Origin of the sequence: Microbacterium sp. CR_7 (genome assembly GCF_041954755.1) — a bacterium.
Classification (GTDB): domain Bacteria; phylum Actinomycetota; class Actinomycetes; order Actinomycetales; family Microbacteriaceae; genus Microbacterium.
Genome location: NZ_JAVAYF010000006.1, coordinates 114,502 through 134,006, shown reverse-complemented (window position 1 = coordinate 134,006; position 19,505 = coordinate 114,502). Strand labels below are relative to the sequence as shown.

Genomic DNA, 19,505 nt, shown 5'->3' with positions numbered 1-19,505 from the left:
GCGGGGGTGGCTCTCCATCAGACAGGCTCGATTATTCGGAGGCCGGCCATGAGCCAGAACCAGAACTACCTCGCCGTGATCAAGGTCGTCGGCGTCGGCGGTGGCGGCGTCAACGCCGTCAACCGCATGATCGAACTCGGTCTCCGCGGAGTCGAGTTCATCGCCGTGAACACCGACGCGCAGGCTCTCCTCATGAGCGACGCCGACGTCAAGCTCGACGTGGGCCGCGAGCTGACTCGCGGACTCGGCGCCGGCGCCGACCCCGAGGTCGGCCGTCGCGCCGCCGAGGACCACGCCGAGGAGATCGAGCAGGCGCTCACGGGTGCCGATATGGTCTTCGTCACTGCGGGCGAGGGAGGCGGCACCGGCACCGGCGGCGCACCCGTGGTGGCCCGCATCGCGAAGTCGATCGGCGCGCTGACCATCGGTGTCGTCACCAAGCCGTTCTCCTTCGAGGGCCGTCGACGCCAGAGCCAGGCCGAGGCCGGCGTCTCCAAGCTCAAGGAAGAGGTCGACACCCTCATCGTGGTGCCGAACGACCGACTGCTGGAGATCAGCGACCGCGGCATCTCGATGATCGAGGCGTTCGCCACGGCCGACCAGGTGCTCCTCGCCGGTGTGCAGGGCATCACCGACCTCATCACGACCCCCGGCCTCATCAACCTCGACTTCGCCGACGTGAAGTCCGTCATGCAGGGTGCGGGTTCCGCGCTCATGGGCATCGGATCCGCGCGCGGTGCCGACCGGGCGATTAAGGCCGCCGAGCTTGCGGTCGAGTCCCCGCTGCTCGAGGCGAGCATCGAGGGAGCGCACGGCGTGCTGCTCTCGATCCAGGGTGGCTCGAACCTCGGCATCTTCGAGATCCACGACGCCGCCGACCTCGTCAAGGAGGCCGCTCACCCCGAGGCGAACATCATCTTCGGTACGGTCATCGACGACACCCTCGGCGACGAGGTGCGTGTCACGGTGATCGCGGCCGGATTCGACGGCGGCGAGCCCTCGCTGCGCCTCGACCCGATGGTGGTCACGCGCCCGGCTGCGGCCAGCACGCTTCCCGAGGTCACGCTCTCGAACGACGAGGAGAGCGCGCCCGCGGCATCCGAGCAGGCCGAGAAGAACGAAGCCGTTCCGCAGCGCGTGACCGCGACGAGCATCGAGCCGGCATTCGCGGACGACGACATCGACATCCCCGAATTCCTGAAGTGACCGACCTGGCTGCCCGGCTGTCGGCGATCGATGAGCGGATCGCCGACGCCGCGCGCCTGGCCGGGCGCGACCCGCGGGAGATCACGCGGATCGTCGTCACCAAGTTCCACCCCGCATCGCTCGTGCGGGAGCTTTCGGCTCTCGGCGTCGCTGATGTGGGGGAGAACCGGCAACAGGAGCTCTCTGCGAAGACCGCCGAGCTCGACGGTCTCGGCGTCCGGTGGCACTTCATCGGTCAGGCGCAGACGAACAAGGCTGCCGCGATCAGACGGAGCGCGGATGCCGTGCATTCCGTCGACCGCGAACGCCTCGCCGACGCCCTGCACAGGGCTGCGGAGGATGACGGCATCCTCGACGTTCTGGTGCAGGTGAACCTCACCGACGACCCAGGGCGCGGAGGCGTCGCCCCCGAAGCGGCGCGGGCCCTGGCCGAGCACGTGCTCACCCTGCCCAGCCTGCGGCTGCGCGGGGTGATGGCCGTCGCGCCCCTCGACGAGGACCCGGCCCCGGCCTTCGCGCGGCTGCGTGCGATCTCCGACGATGTCCGGACCGTCGACCCTTCGGCGACGTGGCTCTCCGCCGGGATGACCGGCGACTTCGTCGAGGCGATCTCCGCGGGTGCGACACACCTTCGGATCGGCTCCGCAATCACAGGACCCCGCCCCGACCGGGGTTAACCTCTAACCAGACCAGCCCGACACGTTCGAACCGGAGGACACGATGGGTAACCCGCTGAAGAAGACCATGGTGTATCTCGGCCTCGCCGACGAGGAAGAGGTCTACGAGGAGGAGCAGCAGGCTCCGGCCCGTGCCCACCGAGAGCGTGACCGCGACCGCGAGCGCGACGAGCCGGCCCCCGCCCCGATCACCCCGCTGCGTCGTCCCGTCGCGGTGCGACAGCCCGCAGGAGGGGCAGTGAACGAGATCCTCACCGTGCACCCCAAGCAGTACCGCGATGCGCAGCTCATCGCCGAGAGCTTCCGTGAGGGAGTGCCGGTCATCATCAACCTCTCGCAGATGAGCGATGCGGACGCCCGTCGTCTGATCGACTTCGCCTCCGGTCTCTCCCTCGGCCTGTACGGCCGCATTGAGCGCGTGACCTCGAAGGTGTTCCTCCTCTCTCCGGAGAACATCAACGTCTCGGGTCACGGGGGCATCGCGCACGCGGACGCAGAGTCCGCGGGCTTCGACCAGTCGTAACCCGTGGGGCTCGTCTCCGTCTTCGCAAGCATCGTCCACACGGCGCTGCTGCTGTACCTCCTCGTCCTCTTCGCACGGTTGATCCTCGACTACATCCCGATGTTCAATCGCGAGTGGCGTCCCAAGGGCGCCGGCCTGGTGGCCGCTGAGGTCGTCTACACGGTCACCGATCCGCCCATCCGGTTCTTCCGGCGGATCATCCCGCCTCTGCGGATCGGATCGCTGTCTCTGGACTTCGGATTCTCGCTGACCATCCTCATCGTGCTGATACTCATGAACATCGTGGGCATCTTCCGCTGAGACGGCCGAGAGTTCTCGAGTCCGGGTGTCGCGGCGTCGCGGCGGACAGGCTCGGGGACTATGCTTGGCTCCCAGGTGCGCGCCCCGGGTTCGCGCCACATCACGACCGCGCCATTCTCGAAACTGGCAACCGAACTCATCGAAGGAGCCACCATGGCACTTACCCCGGATGACGTCGTCACCAAGCAGTTCCAGCACGTCCGCTTCAAGGACGGCTTCGACCCGGACGAGGTCGACGACTTCCTCGACGAGATCGTCATCGAGTGGCGCAAGGCCCTCGAGGAGAACGCAGAGCTCAAGGCCAAGCTGGCCGCATACGAGTCGGGCGCAGCTCCGGCCGCCGCTGCCGCTCCCGCCGCTGAGGCGCCTGCCGCTCCGGCTCCCGTCGAGACTCCCGCCGAGCCTGCTCCTTCTGGCTCCGCGACCGCCACCGCCGGCATCATCGAGCTCGCGCAGCGTCTGCACGACGAGCACGTCGCCGAGGGTGAGGCCAAGCGCGCCCAGCTCATCGCCGAGGCGGAGGGTGAGGTCAACCGGATCCGCAGCGAGGCCGAGGCCAAGCAGCGCGAGGAGTCCGCACGCCTCGAGCGCGAGCGGAACACGCTCGAAGCCCGCATCACCGAGCTCCGCAACTTCGAGCGCGACTACCGTTCGCAGCTGCGCGGCTACATCGAGGGTCAGCTCCGCGACCTCGACGAGAAGTCGGCGTCGACGGACTCGACTCCGGTTTCCGCGATCGGACTGTAGGTCGTCCTCTTGCCAGGACGCCGTCCTCTTCGTCGGTCGGCGGCCGGCGCGATCGTTGCGATCCTCGCAGTGGTCGTGCTGGCCGCCGATCAGTTTGTGAAGTACCTCACCATCGAGAACCTGCCCCTGCAGGAGCCGGTACCGGTGCTGGGTGAGTTCCTTCAGCTGTACTACGTCCGCAACCCCGGTGCGGCATTCTCGCTGGGCTCGGACGTCACGTGGATCTTCACGATCGCTCTCGCGGTCGTCGCCGCCGTGATCGTGTGGAAGGCCTTCGGCCTCCGTTCGCGGCTCTGGGCCGTCGTGCTCGGCGGTCTGCTGGGCGGCGTGCTCGGCAATCTCACCGACCGGCTCTTCCGCGACCCCGGCTTCCCCATGGGGCACGTGGTCGACATGATCTCGATGCCGTGGATGATGCCGGCGATCTTCAACGTCGCCGACGTCTTCATCGTGACGGGCATGATCTCCGTCGCGCTGCTCGTCGTGTTCGGTCTGCGATTCGACGGATCGCGTGAGCGCGACCACGCGGTCGTCGAGACCGAGGAAGAGGCAGAGGCCGTGGCTGTGGCCGAGGCGGTCGAGCACGAGAGAGCTGCGTCCGATGACTCGGCACGCGACGCCACGGGGTCTCGCTCCGGTCCGGCAAACGCCGACGGGCGCTGATCGTGGAGTTCCGGACCCTCCCCGTCCCTGACGGGCTGGACGGTGTGCGCGTCGACGCGGCGCTTGCGAAGATGCTGGGCTTCTCGCGCACGTTCGCGGCTGATGTGGCCGCGGCGGGCGGGGTGCGTCTCGACGGCACCACTCTCGACAAGTCGGATCGCCTCCGCGGTGGCGGCTGGCTCGAAGTCGAATGGCAGCCGAAGGAGGAGCCGCGCATCGTGCCGATCGCGGTTCCCGAGCTCGGCATCGTCTACGACGACGACGACATCGTCGTGGTCGACAAGCCGACAGGCGTAGCGGCGCACCCGTCGCTCGGCTGGGACGGTCCGACCGTGGTCGGCGCTCTGGCGGCGGCGGGATTCCGGGTCGCCACGAGCGGCGCGCCGGAGCGGCAGGGCGTCGTGCACCGGCTCGACGTGGGAACCAGCGGTCTCATGGTCGTCGCGAAGACGGAGGCCGCCTATACGGCCCTCAAGCGCGCCTTCAAGGAACGCACCGTCGAGAAGATCTACCACGCGGTCGTGCAGGGGCATCCCGACCCGCTCGCCGGCACGATCGACGCGCCCATCGGTCGGCATCCGAACCACTCCTGGAAGTTCGCCGTCGTCCCCGACGGCAAGCCCTCGGTCACCCACTACGAGACGCTCGAGGCGTTCCCGGGCGCCTCGCTGCTCGAGATCCACCTCGAGACGGGGCGCACGCATCAGATCCGCGTGCACATGGCCGCCCACCGGCATCCGTGCGTGGGCGATCCGCTGTACGGGGCGGACCCGACCCTCTCCGCGCGCCTGGGCCTCACGCGCCAGTGGCTGCACGCGCACCAGCTCGCCTTCAGGCACCCGACCACGGGGGAGTGGGTGCAGTTCGAGTCCGCGTACCCCGACGACTTCCAGCACGCTCTCGACGTGCTGCGCGCCGACTAGAAGCGCGCGTCGGAGGCGGCCGCGACGACGCCGTCGAGCGTCTTCTCAAGGAAGTCGACCGCGGCCTCGTCGTCGATACGGCGATCGACGACGAGCTCCAGCAGGGCCTCCTCCGTGAACGACACCCAGGCTCGGAGCGCGACCCGCAGCGCGAGCTCGTTCGGTGCTCCGAGCTCCTGGAACGCCTCCAGGAGGCGTTGCGCGTTGAGGTCGCGAGATTGGTCGACGATGGCGCGCACGGCCGGGTCACCGCTCGCGACGCCGCGGACCAGTGAAGAGAAGGTGCCGCTGTGGTCGCGCACGAAGCCGGCGATGCGCAGCAGCGTGTCGTGGATGCGCTCGCGGGGCGGCAGGTCGGCGCGCGGTTCGGTCGCCACGAGAAGGCTGTCGCGGGCGGTCGTGACGATCGCGCGCTCGACACCCTGGCGACTGTCGAAGTAGTGGAAGATCAGGGCTTTCGAGACGCCCGCCCGGGCCGCGAGCTCGTCGATCGTGAGTTCGTCGAGCGGGTGGTCGACGAGGAACTGCACGCCGATCGCGATCAGCTGGGCGCGACGCTCTTCAGGACTGAGGCGTGAACGAGGCTCCGACGGCATGCCTGAAGCCTAGCCAGACCGGGTATTGACTCTGAATCAATAGCGCCTAGGATCGGTATATCGCGCGGACGGAGCCGTCGGCGCGAAGGAGGAGGATCGATGAAGTTCCCGAAGCCGTCCACAGTCCTGTCCGCCGCGACCCGCACGCGTGCCGGCCGGATCACCCTCGCAGCCGTGCCGGCGGGGGTCATCGCCGGAGTGCTGCTCGGAGGTGTCGCCCAAGGGGCGGTTCCCGTCTCGTTCGCCGTGTCGGGCAGTCAGTTCCAGATCGGCGCGAGCCAGCTCGAAGGCACCGGCTTCTCGCAGTACGCGGGCGTCGCGACCGACACCGAGGGCGTCGAGCACACCGTCGCGATCGCGAACATCAAGAGCGCGACGCTGACCGACCTCTGCCAGTCGGTGATCACCGAGACACCTCTGGGCACGGTCGGGGTGTTGATCAAGGCGGGCGGCGGTAGGGAGCCGGCGACCGCGAGCGATCTGCAGATCGGGATGACCGGCCTCAAGGGAGACGCGTCGTTCGGCGGCATCCGCATCGGCGTCGATGCGTCCACCGTAGCCACGGATGCGAAGGGCTCGCCGGGCGACTTCGCGCAGGACTCCGACACGATCTCGATCACGAACCTCCAGCAGACGGCGTGGAGCACCCAGGCATCCGTCTTCACGCTGAAGGGCATGTCGCTCGAGCTCACGGACGGCTCGCAGGGATGCTTCTGAACGGGGCGGATGCTGTGAGCCAGGACTCGGGAGACACCGCCGTCGCAACGCCAGGCCGCTTCCGCACCTGGCGGCGACAGCGCCCGTTCGTGGGCGGCATCCTCGTGGCGGTCGGCGGCGTCGAGATGTTCTTCTCCGGGCAGCTCGACCTCGGCCATCTGCACGTGCAGCTCGGGATCGAGGGGCTGCAAGCCACGGTGATCCCGCTCGTGCTGCTGCTCCTCGGCATCCTGGCCATCGCCATGCCCGCCCACCACGTCTTCTACGGGGTGATCGCACTCGCGGTGGGTCTCTACTCCCTGATCGGCGTCAATCTCGGCGGGTTCCTCGTCGGGATGCTCCTGTCGGTCGTCGGCGGCATCCTCGTCGTGGCGTGGATGGCGCCGCGAGAGACGGCCGCAGCTGCTGCGTCGGCCGATGAGGTGACGGCGACGTGACCCGTCGACCCGGGCTCGCCGCCGCGCTGGTGATCGCCCTCGCGGTGACTCCGATGACGCTGGGGGCGGCTGCGCCGCGCCCGCAGGCCGGGTTCTGCATCCCTCTCATCTACTGCCCGGATCCCGAGCCGCAGCCGGATCCCGCGGCCCCGTCGGAGAGCCCCGCGCCGGCCGACCCCCAGGACCCGATCCTGCCGACCGATCCACTGCTGCCGCTCGACCCCGCCGAGACACCCGCGCCTGTCGACCCGGTAGCCGCGCCTGTCGACCCGGTACCCGCGCCCGTCGACGATGCCGCGCCGATCTTCACGGGCACGCCCGCGTCGCTGGGCTCGACCTCGCTGTCGTTCACCGGGCTCTCGGGGATCTCCATCGTGACCGTGCCGACAGTGGACGGCGGGGGAGTGCGCGCACTGAGGATCTCGGCCGACTCGATCACGATCGAGGGGTTCTCGCTGACGGTCCGCCCTCCAGGGGGTCCGGGACTCGTGACGACCGCCGACACCATGACCCTGCGCGGCGACGTGAGCGTCTATCTCGGTTCCGTGAGCGCCTCGGCGATCGGCGGAGAGCCGCTCACGATCGGACTCGATACGCCGCCGCCACTCACGGACATCGAGCCAGGACTGCTGAACGTGACGATGGGCCTCGTCGGCAGCACAGCGGACTCCATCACCTACGCGAACACGGATCAGCGGATCGTGCAGGCAGAGTGACGACCGATGTCGGCAGTCCGCGCAACAATGGCCGCATGAGCATAGAGGTGCGGCCGGCCACGGTGTTCGAGGACGTGGCCGCGCTCGTCGGGCCCAAGAAGCCGACGTCGACGGTGTGCTTCTGCCTGAGCTACCGAGTCGGTAGCAAGGAGAGCCTCGCGCTGAAGGGGCCAGCGCGGGCGGAGCGCGTGCGCGAGCTGTGCCACCAGGACCCGCCGCCCGGCGTCATTGCCTACCTCGACGACGAACCCGTCGGCTGGGCGGCGCTGCATCCGAGGCGGGAGACGAGCTTCGCGCGCAACCGACTGATCCCGCACGTCGACGACCTGGATGTCTGGTCGCTGTGGTGCTTCCGTGTCAGGCCCGGGCACCGGAAGCAGGGGATCTCGCACGCTCTCGTCGACGGTGCCGTCGCGTACGCCAGGGAGCGGGGCGCGCCCGCGATCGAGGGTTACCCGGTCGACAACCGCGGCGAGAAGGTCGACCTCACGATGGCGTACGTCGGGACGCGCGCGCTCTTCGAACGCGCCGGTTTCGAGAAAGCGGCCGAGACCGGATCCGTGTTGAACGGATTTCCCCGGGTGCTGATGCGGCTCGATCTGAGCTTACCCCGACGCCCGATGTCGGACGCCGAAAGTAGACTCGAACCATGGCATCCGACTCCTTCGTCCACCTCCATGTGCACAGCGAGTACTCGATGTTGGACGGTGCGGCGAAGATCGCGTCGATGACGCAGGCGGCGGCCGATTACGGGATGCCGGCGATCGCCGTCACCGACCACGGCAACACCTTCGCGGCGTTCGAGTTCTACAAGGCGGCGAAGGCCGCGGGCATCAAGCCCATCGTGGGCCTCGAGGCATACGTGACGCCCGGAACCCACCGCAGCGACAAGTCGCGCGTCCAGTGGGGCTCGCCCGACCAGAAGAGCGACGACGTCTCGGGATCCGGCGCGTACACGCACATGACCATGTGGAGCGAGAGCACGCAGGGTATGCACAACCTGTTCCGGCTGAGCTCGCTGTCGAGCATGGAGGGGTACTACTTCAAGCCCCGCATGGACCGTGAGCTGCTGCAGACATACGGCAAGGGACTGATCGCCACGACGGGATGCCCGTCCGGTGAGATCCAGACCCGGCTGCGGCTCGGCCAGTACGACGCGGCCCGCGCGGCGGCGGCCGAGTTCCAGGACCTGTTCGGCAAGGAGAACTACTTCGCCGAGATCATGGATCACGGGCTCTCGATCGAGCGGCGTGTCATGACCGACCTGATCCGCCTCGCGAAGGATCTCAACATCCCGCTGGTGGGAACGAACGACTCCCACTACACGCACCAGCATGAGGCCGACGCGCACGAGGCGCTGCTCTGCGTGCAGTCCGGCTCGACGCTCGACGATCCGAACCGCTTCAAGTTCGACGGCGACGGGTACTACATCAAGACCGCCGCTGAGATGCGGCAACTCTTCCGCGACCACCCCGAGGCCTGCGACAACACCCTCCTCATCGCCGAGCGCTGCGAGGTGGAGTTCAACACCTCTGCGAACTACATGCCGCGATTCCCGGTTCCCGACGGCGAGACGGAGGACAGCTGGCTGATCAAGGAGGTCGAGGCCGGCCTGCACTACCGCTACCCGAACGGAATCCCCGACAAGGTGCGCAAGCAGGCCGAGTACGAGACCGGCATCATCCTGCAGATGGGGTTCCCCGGGTACTTCCTCGTCGTCGCCGACTTCATCAACTGGGCGAAGGACAACGGCATCCGCGTGGGGCCGGGCCGTGGCTCCGGCGCGGGCTCCATGGTCGCGTACGCCATGAAGATCACCGACCTCGACCCGCTCGAGCACGGTCTCATCTTCGAGCGCTTCCTGAACCCCGACCGCGTCTCCATGCCCGACTTCGACGTCGACTTCGACGACCGTCGCCGCGGCGAGGTCATCGAGTACGTGACCCGGAAGTACGGCTCGGAGCGCGTCGCGCAGATCGTCACCTACGGCACGATCAAGTCCAAGCAGGCGCTCAAAGACGCCGGACGTGTGCTCGGGTTCCCGTTCAGCATGGGGGAGCGCCTCACGAAGGCCATGCCGCCGCCCGTTATGGGCAAGGACATGGAACTCGGCGGCATGTTCGACTCCGCGCACCCGCGCTACAAGGAGGCGAGCGAGTTCCGCGCGCTCATCGAGACCGATCCCGAGGCGAAGACCGTCTTCGACAGGGCCCTCGGACTCGAGGGACTCAAGCGGCAATGGGGCGTGCACGCGGCCGGCGTGATCATGTCGTCCGAGCCGCTGCTCGACATCATCCCCATCATGCGCCGCGAGCAGGACGGCCAGATCGTCACGCAGTTCGACTACCCGTCGTGCGAGTCGCTCGGTCTCATCAAGATGGACTTCCTGGGGCTCCGCAACCTCACGATCATCTCCGATGCACTCGACAACATCCGCACCAACCGCGGCGAGGAGCTCGATCTCGAGCACCTCGCGCTCGACGACCGCGGAGCCTACGACCTTCTCGCCCGAGGCGACTCCCTCGGCGTCTTCCAGCTCGACGGCGGGCCGATGCGCTCTCTCATGCGACTGATGAAGCCCGACAACTTCGGTGACATCTCGGCCCTCATCGCGCTGTACCGCCCGGGTCCCATGGGGGCGAACTCGCACACGAACTACGCGCTCCGCAAGAACGGCATGCAGCCGATCACGCCGATCCATCCGGAGTTCACCGAGTCGCTCGCAGACATCCTCGAGGAGTCCTACGGTCTCATCATCTATCAGGAGCAGGTCATGGCCATCGCCCAGCGCGTGGCCGGATTCTCGCTCGGCCAGGCAGACATCCTGCGCCGGGCCATGGGAAAGAAGAAGAAGTCCGAGCTCGACAAGCAGTTCGAGGGCTTCCAGGCCGGCATGCACGCCAACGGATACTCCGACGGAGCCGTGAACGCGCTCTGGGAGATCCTGCTCCCGTTCTCCGACTACGCCTTCAACAAAGCCCACTCCGCGGCGTACGGCGTCGTGTCGTACTGGACGGCCTATCTCAAGGCGCACTATCCCGCCGAGTACATGGCCGCGCTGCTCACCAGCGTGGGCGACTCCAAAGACAAGATGGCGCTGTACCTCAACGAGTGCCGACGGATGGGAATCAAGGTCCTGCCGCCCGACGTCTCCGAGTCGATCAACTTCTTCGCCGCCGTCGGAGACGACATCCGCTTCGGACTCGGCGCCGTCCGCAACGTCGGCAGCAACGTGGTCGACGGCATCGTCCAGGCGCGCAAGGACGAGCGCTTCACCTCGTTCCACCACTTCCTCGACAAGGTCCCCCTGCACGTCTCGAACAAGCGGACGGTCGAGTCGCTGATCAAGGCCGGCGCGTTCGACTCGATGGGCGACACCCGTCGCGCGCTCATGGAGATACACGAGGATGCCGTCGAGGCGGCCGTCGACCGGAAGCGCAACGAGGCTCAGGGAGCCATCGGCTTCGACTTCGACAGTCTCTACGACGGGATGGAGGAGGCGGCGCCCGCGAAGGTTCCCGCGCGTCCCGAATGGATCAAGAAGGACAAGCTCGCCTTCGAGCGAGAGATGCTCGGGCTGTACGTCTCCGACCACCCGCTCGCCGGCCTCGAAGTACCGCTCGCCAAGCACGCCTCCATCTCGATTCACGACCTCAACAATTCCGAGGACCTTCAAGACGGAGACCAGGTCACGGTGGCGGGGCTCGTCACGAGCGTGCAGCACCGTGTGGCCAAGGCCAGCGGCAACCCCTACGGCATGATCACGATCGAGGACTTCAACGGCGAGGTGACGGTCATGTTCATGGGCAAGACCTACACCGAGTTCCAGCACACGCTGCAGCAGGACTCCATCCTCGCGGTCCGCGGCCGAGTCTCGCGGCGAGACGACGGCCTGAACCTGCACGCCCAGTCCGCCTTCGCTCCGGACGTCGGGTCGTTCGACGCCGCGGGGCCGCTGTCGCTCGTGCTCGCCGAGCAGCGTGCGACAGAACGGGTCATGCAGGAGCTCGCCGACGTGCTCCGCCGTCACAACGGCGACACCGAGGTCGTGCTGCGGGTCCACCGCGGAGGCACAGCGAAGGTGTTCGACGTGCCGATGCCGGTGAAGGTCTCGGCCGATCTCTTCGGCGACCTCAAATCGCTCCTCGGCCCGACCTGCCTGGGCTGACGCGCCGTCATCGGGCGTCGCTCCCTGCACTCCTCACCGGGGCACCGGGTAGGATCATGACCCGTTGGGTGCGAGGCGTCCGAACTCCGCACCGTGACGAAAGGACCACCCATGAGCGCGGAATCCCCCTTCCTGAACAGTGATCCCACCGATGCTGCGACCTCGGCACCCGCGGTCTCCTCGGTCGACGAGGACTTCTCCGACGACGACGGGGTGCTGTACGACGAGGAGGTCACGCCCGAATACGGCATCCTCGGCTTCACCCTTCGCGAGCTCATCATCGTCGGCGCCTGGCTCGTCCTGTTCGTCCTGTCGTTCTTCCCGCTCGGCTGGTCGCCGGCGCTCTGGGCGCAGGGCATCTCCTGGATCCTGCCGATCGGCGTCCCGACCGTCGCCGTCTTCCTCGTCGTGCTCCGACGGCTGTCGCCCGACGGCATCCGTCGTGTCGGATCGCTCGGCATCGACCAGTTCGCCTCCGTGGCCTTCTCCGTCGCGGCGATGTGGTGGGCTCAGGTCCTCTGGGACTACGTCGCGCTCGTCATCCGCACCGACGTCGACGCGGTCGTCTGGGTCCCCTGGGTGCAGTTCGTCGTCGCCCTCGCCCTCGTCGCGCTCACGGTGTTCGCCCCGCTGATCCCGGGGATCAAGGAGGACTTCCACGGCCGCCTGGTGACCCTCGCTCACCGCAACGCGAATCCTGTCCGTCCGGTCATCGCACGTCCGCGGCCCGAGCGACCCGAACCGACCGTTGCCGAGCCGACCGTTGCCGATGCGCCCGGTGCCGTCGCAGACGAGACCGCTGCGCCGGTCGGGTACGTGTCCGCTCCCGCCCCCTACATCGCGCCGAACACCCATGTCTCCGTGCCCGCGAGCGGGCTCGACGCCGAGCTGTCCGGCCAGCAGGCGACCGACGAGGTGGCCCGGCTCGACGTCGCCGACCAGCTGCCCCTGTCGTCCCACGCCTCGGGCGGGGGAACCGGTACCGAGCAGGCGACCAGTGACGAGACCTACACCCCGTCCTACTCCCGCAGCTCGTGGGAGCGCGAACCTGAAGTCGTGTCGGACACCGGCAGCATCGAGGCGATGCTCGGAGCCCGCGCCCAGGACGTCGATGCGGCACCGCAGACACAGGCGTTCCCGGCGATCGATGACACCGACCTCGACGCGACGAACCCGCGTGACCCGGCTCCTGCCCCTCAGCCGTTCTGGATCCTCGCGCCCACGGAGCGAGATGTCCACGACGAGTTGGGTGAGCCGATCTTCCGCATCGGCCCGTCGGCGTGGGCGCTCGTGATCGAGGACCGCGGCGGTGCCTACGTCGTGCGTCATGACGACGGACGGATCGGATACCTGCACGACATCGCCGACATCACGAGGGGCTGACTTTGCGCACGATCGATCTGCGGGGGCGCGAGCTCTCGCCCGCAGACATGCTCGCAGCCGTACCCCGGGCCGCTCAAGCCAGGGCCGAGGCTCTCGATACCGCCGCACGAATCGTGGACGACGTCCGCGAGCGCGGTGAGTCCGCGCTGCGCGAGCAGGCAGAGCGGTTCGACCGCGTGACCGGACACGACCTCCGCGTACCTGCCGCGCACATCGACGAGGCGCTGGCGGGACTCGAGCCCGAGGTGCGGACTGCCCTGGAAGAGGCGATCCGCCGGGTCCGCACGGCCTCCGAGGCTCAGATCCCGGCCCCTCAGGTCACGCGGATCGGGCCGGGGGCGACCATCACGCAGCGGTGGCAGCCCGTGCAGCGGGTCGGCGTCTACATCCCCGGCGGCAAGGCGGTGTATCCGTCGAGCGTCATCATGAACGTCGTGCCCGCGCAGGTGGCGGGCGTGGCACAGATCGCGCTCGCGTCGCCGCCCCAGAGCGATCAGGACCGCCGTATCCACCCGACGATCCTCGCGGCCGCGGGGCTCCTCGGCGTGACCGAGGTCTACGCGATGGGCGGTGCAGGGGCGATCGGGGCCTTCGCTCACGGCGTCGCAGGCATCGGGCTCGACCCGGTCGATGTCGTGTCGGGTCCCGGGAACAACTACGTCGCATCCGCGAAGCGCGCCGTCGCGGGAGTCGTCGGCACCGACTCGGAGGCGGGCGCCACCGAGATCCTCGTGGTCGCCGACGCCGGGGCCGACGCGCGTCTCATCGCCGCCGATCTCGTGAGCCAGGCCGAGCATGACGAACAGGCGTCGGCGGTGCTCGTCACAGACTCCGAGCAGCTCGCCGGAGCCGTGGCGCAGGAGGTCGAGCGGCAGGCGGCAGCGACGCGTCACGCGACGAGGGTCGCCGCTGCTCTTTCCGGTCCGCAGTCGGCGATCGTGCTGGTCGACGACCGCGCGATGGCGACCGCGTTCAGCAACGCGTACGCCCCCGAGCACCTCGAACTCCACCTGTCGGACGCCGAGACCGCGGCGGACGCGTTCACCAGCGCGGGCGCCGTGTTCGTCGGCGATCAGACCCCGGTGAGCCTGGGGGACTACATGGCGGGCAGCAACCACGTGCTCCCGACGGGCGGTCAGGCGCGTTACGCGCCCGGACTCGGGGCCTACACGTTCCTCCGTCCGCAGCAGGTCATCAGCTACGATCGCGATGCTCTCGCCGCCGTGCGTGCGGGCGTCGTCGCGCTCGCGAACACCGAGGTGCTGCCCGCGCACGGCGAGGCGATCGAGGCGCGGTTCACCGCGTAGGATCGGTCAGATGCACTGCCCCTTCTGCCGTCACCCCGACTCGCGCGTGATCGATTCGCGCACCAGCGACGACGGACTCTCCATCCGCCGCCGTCGTCAGTGCCCTGAATGCGGAGGTCGCTTCACGACGACGGAGACGGCGAGCCTCAACGTCATCAAGCGCTCCGGCGTGATGGAGCCGTTCAGCCGCGAGAAGGTCATCTCGGGCGTCCGCAAGGCGTGCCAGGGCCGCCCCGTCACCGAGGCCGACCTGGCGATCCTCGCGCAGCGCGTCGAGGAGGCCGTCCGGCAGACCGGTGTCTCGCAGCTGGACACCAACGAGATCGGCCTCGCGATCCTCGGGCCGCTCCGCGACCTCGACGAGGTCGCGTACCTGCGGTTCGCCAGCGTCTACCAGGCCTTCGACTCTCTCGACGACTTCGAGAGCGCCATCACCGACCTCCGCGCCGACCACGCGAAGAGGGAGCCGGTCGACCGGTAACCTGGCAGGGATGTATCCGCTGCTCTTCCGCGCCGTCCTGTCGCGCTTCGACCCCGAGTTCGCCCATCACGCCGGCATGGCGGTGATCCGTGTGCTCGGAGTGCCGCCCTTCGCGGCCGTCACCCGCGCGTTCACGAAGCCGGACCGGTCACTCCGGGTCGACGCGCTCGGACTGACTTTCCCGTCGCCGTTCGGCGTCGCCGCAGGGTTCGACAAGAACGCCGTCGGCGTGCGCGGACTCGCGGCTCTCGGTTTCGGCCACGTCGAGATCGGCACGGTGACCGCCATCCCGCAGGAGGGCAACCCGAAGCCCCGCCTGTTCCGTCTCGTGGCCGACCGAGCGGTCATCAACCGCATGGGTTTCAACAACAGGGGAGCGGATGCCGCTGCTCGGCGCCTCGCCCGTCTGCGGCGCGGAGCCCCGGACACCGTGATCGGGGTCAACATCGGCAAGAGCCGCGTCGTGGATGTCGAGAACGCGACCGAGGACTACGTCTCCTCAGCCACCCGGCTCGCGCCGCTCGCCGACTACCTGGCGGTGAACGTGTCGTCGCCGAACACCCCTGGTCTCCGCGGGCTGCAGGCCGTGGAGACGCTCGCTCCGCTGCTGCGCGCCGTGAAGGAGGCGTCGGGGTCGACCCCGCTGCTCGTCAAGATCGCACCTGACCTGCCCGACGACGAGATCGCGGCGATCGCCGGGATGGCCGTCGCGGAGGGGCTCGCGGGGATCATCGCGCACAACACCACGATCAGCAGGGACGGCCTCGTCACCGACGATGCGACGGTCGAGGCCGCGGGCGCGGGTGGCCTCTCCGGGGCTCCGCTCAAGGAGCGGTCACTGCAGGTCCTGCGCCTGGTGCGCGAGGCCGTCCCGACGGATTTCTGTGTGATCGCCGTCGGAGGGGTGGAGACACCGGAAGACGTCCAGGAGCGTCTCGATGCCGGCGCGACCCTCGTCCAGGGCTATACCGCGTTCCTCTACCGCGGACCCTTCTGGGGACGGGAGATCAACCGCGGCCTCCTGCGACTGCGGCGAGGCTGACCCCTGCGGCGCACTGCGACATTCTGATCGAGACGACGAGGGCTCCTGCCGATCGGCAGGGGCCCTCGTTCGTGGCTCGGGATGTCAGGCGGGGTACTGTCCGCGCTTGACCTGAGCCTTCGGCAGACGCATGAACCGCATCTGCAGAGACCGCATGGCTGCGTACCAGCCCAGACCGCGCTCCATCCGCTCGGCCCCGAACTTCGCCGACACCTTGCGCTTGACCCGGATCGCGAGGAAGATCATGCCGCCGATCGCGAGGACGAGGTACGCCATCATGACGAGGTACGCCCAGCCGGCGATCGCGAACCCGCCGATCGCGAGGTTCGGCGGGAGGAGGGAGATCAGGATGACGAGCACCATGACGCCCATCACGAATTCCGCGGGGTGCCAACCGGCATCCACATAGTCGCGCACCCAACGGCGCTGCGGGCCCTTGTCGCGGGCGGGGAGGTACTTCTCGTCGCCGGCGGCGAGACCCGCCTGCGCGCGGGCGCGCCGCTCGTTGAGCTCGGCGCGCGCGGCCGCCTTGGCCTCCTTGGTGTTCGCCACCAGAGGGCGGCGGCGGGCGGCCTCCTGCTCCGCCCGGGTCGGCGTCGCACGTCCCTTGCCCGCGGCGGGCTTGTCGGCGGCGTCGTCGTTCGTCGGAGGGGATGCGGGGGAAATGGCCACGAGGTTCCTCGGTTCGGGTGAAAAGGATCACCTTAAGATTACTCGCATGACATCTCCTGCCCACCCCGGCGACCAGAACCTGTCCAGCGACCGCGAGCCGGCGCTCCTCGAAGCCGCGTCGACCGGACTCCCCGCCGCGCTGAGCGACCTCGGCGCGCTCGTGCGCATCCCGGGCATGGCCTGGCCGGCCTTCGACCAGACCCAGCTGGAGCGCAGCGCCGAGGCCGTCGCCGCTCTTGCCGAGGGCACCGGGATCTTCGACGAGGTTCGCGTCCTCCGCGCGGCGATCCCCGGCACCGACGAGCTCGGACAGCCCGCCGTGCTCGCCACGCGGGCGGCCCGAGGCGGCAAGCCCACGATCCTCCTCTACGCTCACCACGATGTGCAGCCTCCGGGTGATGACGCGCTGTGGGAGACGCCCCCCTTCGAGCCGACCGTGCGCGACGGGCGCCTCTACGGTCGAGGTGCCGCCGACGACAAAGCGGGCATCATGGCGCACATCGCGTCGATCCGCGCCGTGGCCGAGGTCCTCGGCGACGATCTCGAGCTCGGCGTCGCGCTGTTCATCGAGGGCGAGGAGGAATACGGCTCGCGATCCTTCGCGCAGTTCCTCTCCGACAACAAGGATGCGTTGCGTGCCGACGCGATCGTCGTCGCCGATTCCGGCAACTGGGACTCCGTGACCCCGGGTCTGACGGTCTCGCTGCGCGGCAACGCCCGCTTCACCGTCCGCGTCCGCACTCTCGACCACGCCTCCCACTCCGGCATGTTCGGGGGAGCGGTGCCCGACGCCATGATGGCCACGATCTCGATGCTCTCGACCCTGTGGAACGAGGACGGCTCGGTCGCTGTCCAGGGGATGACCGAGCGCGACGCGCCCACTCCGGACTACACCGAGGAGACCCTCCGCGACGAAGCGGGGCTTCTGCCCGGGACGACTCCGATCGGCGACGGCTCGATCCTCAGCCGAATCTGGAACAAGCCGTCCGTCACCGTCATCGGCATCGACGCCACGAGCGTGGCCGCGGCCTCGAACACGCTGCTGCCCGAGGTCACGGTCGTGATCAGCGCCCGCGTCGCTCCCGGACAGTCGGGCGAGGACGCGTATGCAGCCCTCGAAGCGCACCTGCGGGCTCACGCGCCGTTCGGCGCCGAGCTGACGTTCTCCGACGTCGACCTCGGCAACGGATTCCTGGTCGACACGAGCGGCTGGGCGGTGGCGCTCACCCGCGACGCGATGCGCGACGGTTACGGCGTCGCGCCGATCGACCTCGGAGTCGGCGGGTCGATCCCGTTCATCGCCGACCTCGTGCGCGAGTTCCCGGAGGCGCAGATCCTGGTCACCGGCGTCGAGGACCCGCATTCCCGGGCACACAGCCCGAACGAATCACTGCACCTCGACACCTTCCGTCACGCCGTCGCGACGGAGGCCCTCCTCCTGTCGCGCATGAACGACATCGTCATCTGAGCGCGACCCCCGACGCCGACGGCCCGGGCGAAACCGACCCGCCCGGGCCGGAGCGAAGGTAAAATCGAGTCACCAGCCGTGTGCGAACGCGGCCCGTCACAAGGAGCGACATGAGCGACACCGCACTCACCCCCGCAGAGACCACCCAGGCGCACGGCGTGAAGCTGACCGACGCCGCCGCGACCAAGGTCAAGAACCTCCTCGAGCAGGAAGGGCGCGACGACCTCCGCCTGCGCGTCGCGGTGCAGCCCGGCGGATGCTCCGGACTGATCTACCAGCTGTACTTCGACGAGCGCTTCCTCGAGGGCGACGAGACCGTCGACTTCGACGGCGTCGAGGTCATCGTCGACAACATGAGCGTGCCCTACCTCGACGGCGCGTCGATCGATTTCAAGGACACGATCTCGGAGCAGGGCTTCACGATCGACAACCCGAACGCAGCGGGCAGCTGCGCGTGCGGCGACAGCTTCCACTGATCGGATCGCGCCCGCCAACCTGCACGGTTGGCATGAATCAGGTGTGAGGTTGCCCTAGACTTGGGGTGTGCCCTGTCCGCAATCTGAAAGGTGCATCGTGCCCTCGAAACGCCGCCTTCGTTGGGTCGCTCTTCCTCTGGGAGTAGCGACAGCCGTGGCCCTGGCGGGATGTACTGCCACCGAGCTGAACGGCTACCTCCCGGGCTTCGTGGAGGGTGAGCCGGCCGTCACCAACCAGACCGAGCGCGTCTCGTCGCTCTGGGTCAACTCCTGGATCGTCCTCCTCGCCGTCGGCGTGATCACCTGGGCGCTCATGGCCTGGGCCGCGATCGCGTACCGTCGCCGCAAGGGGCAGACCGGGCTTCCGGTGCAGATGCGCTACAACATGCCGATCGAGATCTTCTACACGGTCGTGCCGCTGATCCTCGTGCTCGGCATGTTCTTCTTCACGGCACGCGACCAGGCGGCGATCGAGACGAAGTGGGACGACCCCGACGTCGAGATCACCGCGATCGCCAAGCAGTGGGCATGGGACTTCCAGTACGACGGCGAAGAGGACGACAACTCCGACGCCGTGTGGACCATGGGCATCCAGGCCCAGCCTGACGCCGCGGGGAACATCGATCAGGAGCAGCTTCCGACCCTGGTGTTGCCGGTCGACCAGAAGGTCACCATCAACCTGCAGTCCCGTGACGTCATCCACTCCTTCTGGATCATCGACTTCCTCTACAAGAAGGACATGTACATCGGGAAGGACAACTCCTGGTCCTTCATCCCGACCCGCGTCGGCGAGTACTCCGGCAAGTGCGCCGAGCTCTGCGGCGAGTACCACTCGATGATGCTCTTCAACGTGAAGGTCGTCGAGCAGGACGAATACGACGCCTACCTCCAGTCTCTCGAGGAGGAAGGCAACACCGGCGACATCACGGACGCCTACGACCGTCTGTCGAACCTGCCCGGCACCGCCGGCCAGAACGACTCCGAGGAAGGAGAGGAGTAAGCC

General features: G+C 68.4%; 20 protein-coding genes and 1 pseudogene. 19 read left to right on the top strand and 2 right to left on the bottom strand.

Annotated elements, in window-relative coordinates:
* Positions 1-48: 48 nt before the first annotated feature.
* The 7 genes from ftsZ to RAC81_RS14445 all read left to right on the top strand — a co-directional run bounded on the left by ftsZ (position 49) and on the right by RAC81_RS14445 (position 5,039).
* Positions 49-1,206 (top strand): cell division protein FtsZ, encoded by a 1,158-nt coding sequence (gene ftsZ / locus RAC81_RS14475; RefSeq protein WP_375083010.1) that lies wholly within the window; start codon positions 49-51, stop codon positions 1,204-1,206.
* Positions 1,203-1,883, top strand: a complete 681-nt coding sequence (locus tag RAC81_RS14470) for a YggS family pyridoxal phosphate-dependent enzyme (RefSeq protein ID WP_375083009.1) — start codon at positions 1,203-1,205, stop codon at positions 1,881-1,883. Before ftsZ ends, RAC81_RS14470 begins: the two co-directional genes overlap by 4 nt.
* Before the next feature lie 43 nt (positions 1,884-1,926).
* Entirely contained in the window at positions 1,927-2,406 is a 480-nt protein-coding gene (locus RAC81_RS14465; RefSeq protein WP_375083008.1) for a cell division protein SepF, read from the top strand.
* A 3-nt stretch (positions 2,407-2,409) separates the two neighbouring features.
* Positions 2,410-2,706 (top strand): YggT family protein, encoded by a 297-nt coding sequence (locus tag RAC81_RS14460; protein WP_375083007.1) that lies wholly within the window; start codon positions 2,410-2,412, stop codon positions 2,704-2,706.
* A 153-nt stretch (positions 2,707-2,859) separates the two neighbouring features.
* Positions 2,860-3,453 carry a DivIVA domain-containing protein gene (locus RAC81_RS14455; protein WP_375083006.1) on the top strand — a complete coding sequence of 198 codons (594 nt, stop codon included), beginning with the start codon at positions 2,860-2,862 and terminating at the stop codon, positions 3,451-3,453.
* A gap of 96 nt (positions 3,454-3,549) precedes the next feature.
* A complete protein-coding gene (locus RAC81_RS14450; RefSeq protein ID WP_375083005.1) occupies positions 3,550-4,116 on the top strand; it encodes a signal peptidase II in 567 nt (188 codons plus the stop codon).
* 2 nt (positions 4,117-4,118) lie between these two features.
* Entirely contained in the window at positions 4,119-5,039 is a 921-nt protein-coding gene (locus RAC81_RS14445; RefSeq protein WP_375083004.1) for an RluA family pseudouridine synthase, read from the top strand.
* Here RAC81_RS14445 and RAC81_RS14440 read toward each other — a convergent pair.
* Positions 5,036-5,635: a TetR/AcrR family transcriptional regulator gene (locus tag RAC81_RS14440; protein ID WP_375083003.1), complete on the bottom strand. Its 600-nt coding sequence runs from the start codon at positions 5,633-5,635 to the stop codon at positions 5,036-5,038. The two genes, RAC81_RS14445 and RAC81_RS14440, sit on opposite strands and share 4 nt — an antisense overlap.
* A 99-nt stretch (positions 5,636-5,734) precedes the next feature.
* Between RAC81_RS14440 and RAC81_RS14435 the strand changes: the two genes are divergently transcribed.
* From RAC81_RS14435 to RAC81_RS14395, 9 genes and pseudogenes are all read left to right on the top strand, one after another.
* The gene (locus tag RAC81_RS14435; RefSeq protein WP_375083002.1) at positions 5,735-6,352 is read left to right on the top strand and encodes a DUF6230 family protein; all 618 of its coding nucleotides are present in this window, start codon (positions 5,735-5,737) and stop codon (positions 6,350-6,352) included.
* Positions 6,343-6,789 (top strand): DUF6114 domain-containing protein, encoded by a 447-nt coding sequence (locus RAC81_RS14430; RefSeq protein WP_375083001.1) that lies wholly within the window; start codon positions 6,343-6,345, stop codon positions 6,787-6,789. Before RAC81_RS14435 ends, RAC81_RS14430 begins: the two co-directional genes overlap by 10 nt.
* Positions 6,786-7,505 (top strand): hypothetical protein, encoded by a 720-nt coding sequence (locus RAC81_RS14425; protein ID WP_375083000.1) that lies wholly within the window; start codon positions 6,786-6,788, stop codon positions 7,503-7,505. Before RAC81_RS14430 ends, RAC81_RS14425 begins: the two co-directional genes overlap by 4 nt.
* Before the next feature lie 35 nt (positions 7,506-7,540).
* Positions 7,541-8,107: pseudogene (locus RAC81_RS14420) on the top strand (GNAT family N-acetyltransferase); the annotation flags it as partial.
* Between the two features lie 47 nt (positions 8,108-8,154).
* Positions 8,155-11,673 (top strand): DNA polymerase III subunit alpha, encoded by a 3,519-nt coding sequence (gene dnaE, locus RAC81_RS14415; RefSeq protein ID WP_375082999.1) that lies wholly within the window; start codon positions 8,155-8,157, stop codon positions 11,671-11,673.
* Between the two features lie 111 nt (positions 11,674-11,784).
* Positions 11,785-13,056 carry a hypothetical protein gene (locus RAC81_RS14410; protein WP_375082998.1) on the top strand — a complete coding sequence of 424 codons (1,272 nt, stop codon included), beginning with the start codon at positions 11,785-11,787 and terminating at the stop codon, positions 13,054-13,056.
* 2 nt (positions 13,057-13,058) lie between these two features.
* Positions 13,059-14,363: a histidinol dehydrogenase gene (gene hisD, locus RAC81_RS14405; RefSeq protein WP_375082997.1), complete on the top strand. Its 1,305-nt coding sequence runs from the start codon at positions 13,059-13,061 to the stop codon at positions 14,361-14,363.
* A 10-nt stretch (positions 14,364-14,373) separates the two neighbouring features.
* Positions 14,374-14,844 carry a transcriptional regulator NrdR gene (gene nrdR / locus RAC81_RS14400; protein ID WP_341934086.1) on the top strand — a complete coding sequence of 157 codons (471 nt, stop codon included), beginning with the start codon at positions 14,374-14,376 and terminating at the stop codon, positions 14,842-14,844.
* 10 nt (positions 14,845-14,854) lie between these two features.
* Positions 14,855-15,886, top strand: a complete 1,032-nt coding sequence (locus tag RAC81_RS14395; protein WP_375082996.1) for a quinone-dependent dihydroorotate dehydrogenase — start codon at positions 14,855-14,857, stop codon at positions 15,884-15,886.
* Between the two features lie 84 nt (positions 15,887-15,970).
* Here RAC81_RS14395 and RAC81_RS14390 read toward each other — a convergent pair whose 3' ends face one another.
* Positions 15,971-16,558, bottom strand: a complete 588-nt coding sequence (locus tag RAC81_RS14390) for a DUF3043 domain-containing protein (RefSeq protein WP_251588800.1) — start codon at positions 16,556-16,558, stop codon at positions 15,971-15,973.
* Between the two features lie 46 nt (positions 16,559-16,604).
* On the opposite strand from RAC81_RS14390, the gene RAC81_RS14385 reads away from it, so the two are divergent.
* The 3 genes from RAC81_RS14385 (at position 16,605) to coxB (ending at position 19,502) form a co-directional block, all read left to right on the top strand.
* Positions 16,605-18,026: a dipeptidase gene (locus RAC81_RS14385; RefSeq protein ID WP_375082995.1), complete on the top strand. Its 1,422-nt coding sequence runs from the start codon at positions 16,605-16,607 to the stop codon at positions 18,024-18,026.
* Between the two features lie 110 nt (positions 18,027-18,136).
* Positions 18,137-18,502 carry an iron-sulfur cluster insertion protein ErpA gene (gene erpA / locus RAC81_RS14380; protein ID WP_096715651.1) on the top strand — a complete coding sequence of 122 codons (366 nt, stop codon included), beginning with the start codon at positions 18,137-18,139 and terminating at the stop codon, positions 18,500-18,502.
* Between the two features lie 97 nt (positions 18,503-18,599).
* Positions 18,600-19,502 (top strand): cytochrome c oxidase subunit II, encoded by a 903-nt coding sequence (gene coxB / locus RAC81_RS14375; protein WP_375082994.1) that lies wholly within the window; start codon positions 18,600-18,602, stop codon positions 19,500-19,502.
* Positions 19,503-19,505: the final 3 nt, after the last annotated feature.

Excerpts from the sequence above, each read along its gene's own strand:
- RAC81_RS14385 (WP_375082995.1), top strand. The coding sequence starts at position 16,605 with ATGACATCTCCTGCCCACCCCGGCGACCAGAACCTGTCCAGCGACCGC.
- RAC81_RS14465 (WP_375083008.1), top strand. The coding sequence starts at position 1,927 with ATGGGTAACCCGCTGAAGAAGACCATGGTGTATCTCGGCCTCGCCGAC.
- RAC81_RS14440 (WP_375083003.1), bottom strand. The coding sequence starts at position 5,635 with ATGCCGTCGGAGCCTCGTTCACGCCTCAGTCCTGAAGAGCGTCGCGCC.
- RAC81_RS14410 (WP_375082998.1), top strand. The coding sequence starts at position 11,785 with ATGAGCGCGGAATCCCCCTTCCTGAACAGTGATCCCACCGATGCTGCG.
- erpA (WP_096715651.1), top strand. The coding sequence starts at position 18,137 with ATGAGCGACACCGCACTCACCCCCGCAGAGACCACCCAGGCGCACGGC.
- RAC81_RS14430 (WP_375083001.1), top strand. The coding sequence starts at position 6,343 with ATGCTTCTGAACGGGGCGGATGCTGTGAGCCAGGACTCGGGAGACACC.
- RAC81_RS14395 (WP_375082996.1), top strand. The coding sequence starts at position 14,855 with ATGTATCCGCTGCTCTTCCGCGCCGTCCTGTCGCGCTTCGACCCCGAG.
- dnaE (WP_375082999.1), top strand. The coding sequence starts at position 8,155 with ATGGCATCCGACTCCTTCGTCCACCTCCATGTGCACAGCGAGTACTCG.
- RAC81_RS14455 (WP_375083006.1), top strand. The coding sequence starts at position 2,860 with ATGGCACTTACCCCGGATGACGTCGTCACCAAGCAGTTCCAGCACGTC.
- nrdR (WP_341934086.1), top strand. The coding sequence starts at position 14,374 with ATGCACTGCCCCTTCTGCCGTCACCCCGACTCGCGCGTGATCGATTCG.
- RAC81_RS14435 (WP_375083002.1), top strand. The coding sequence starts at position 5,735 with ATGAAGTTCCCGAAGCCGTCCACAGTCCTGTCCGCCGCGACCCGCACG.
- ftsZ (WP_375083010.1), top strand. The coding sequence starts at position 49 with ATGAGCCAGAACCAGAACTACCTCGCCGTGATCAAGGTCGTCGGCGTC.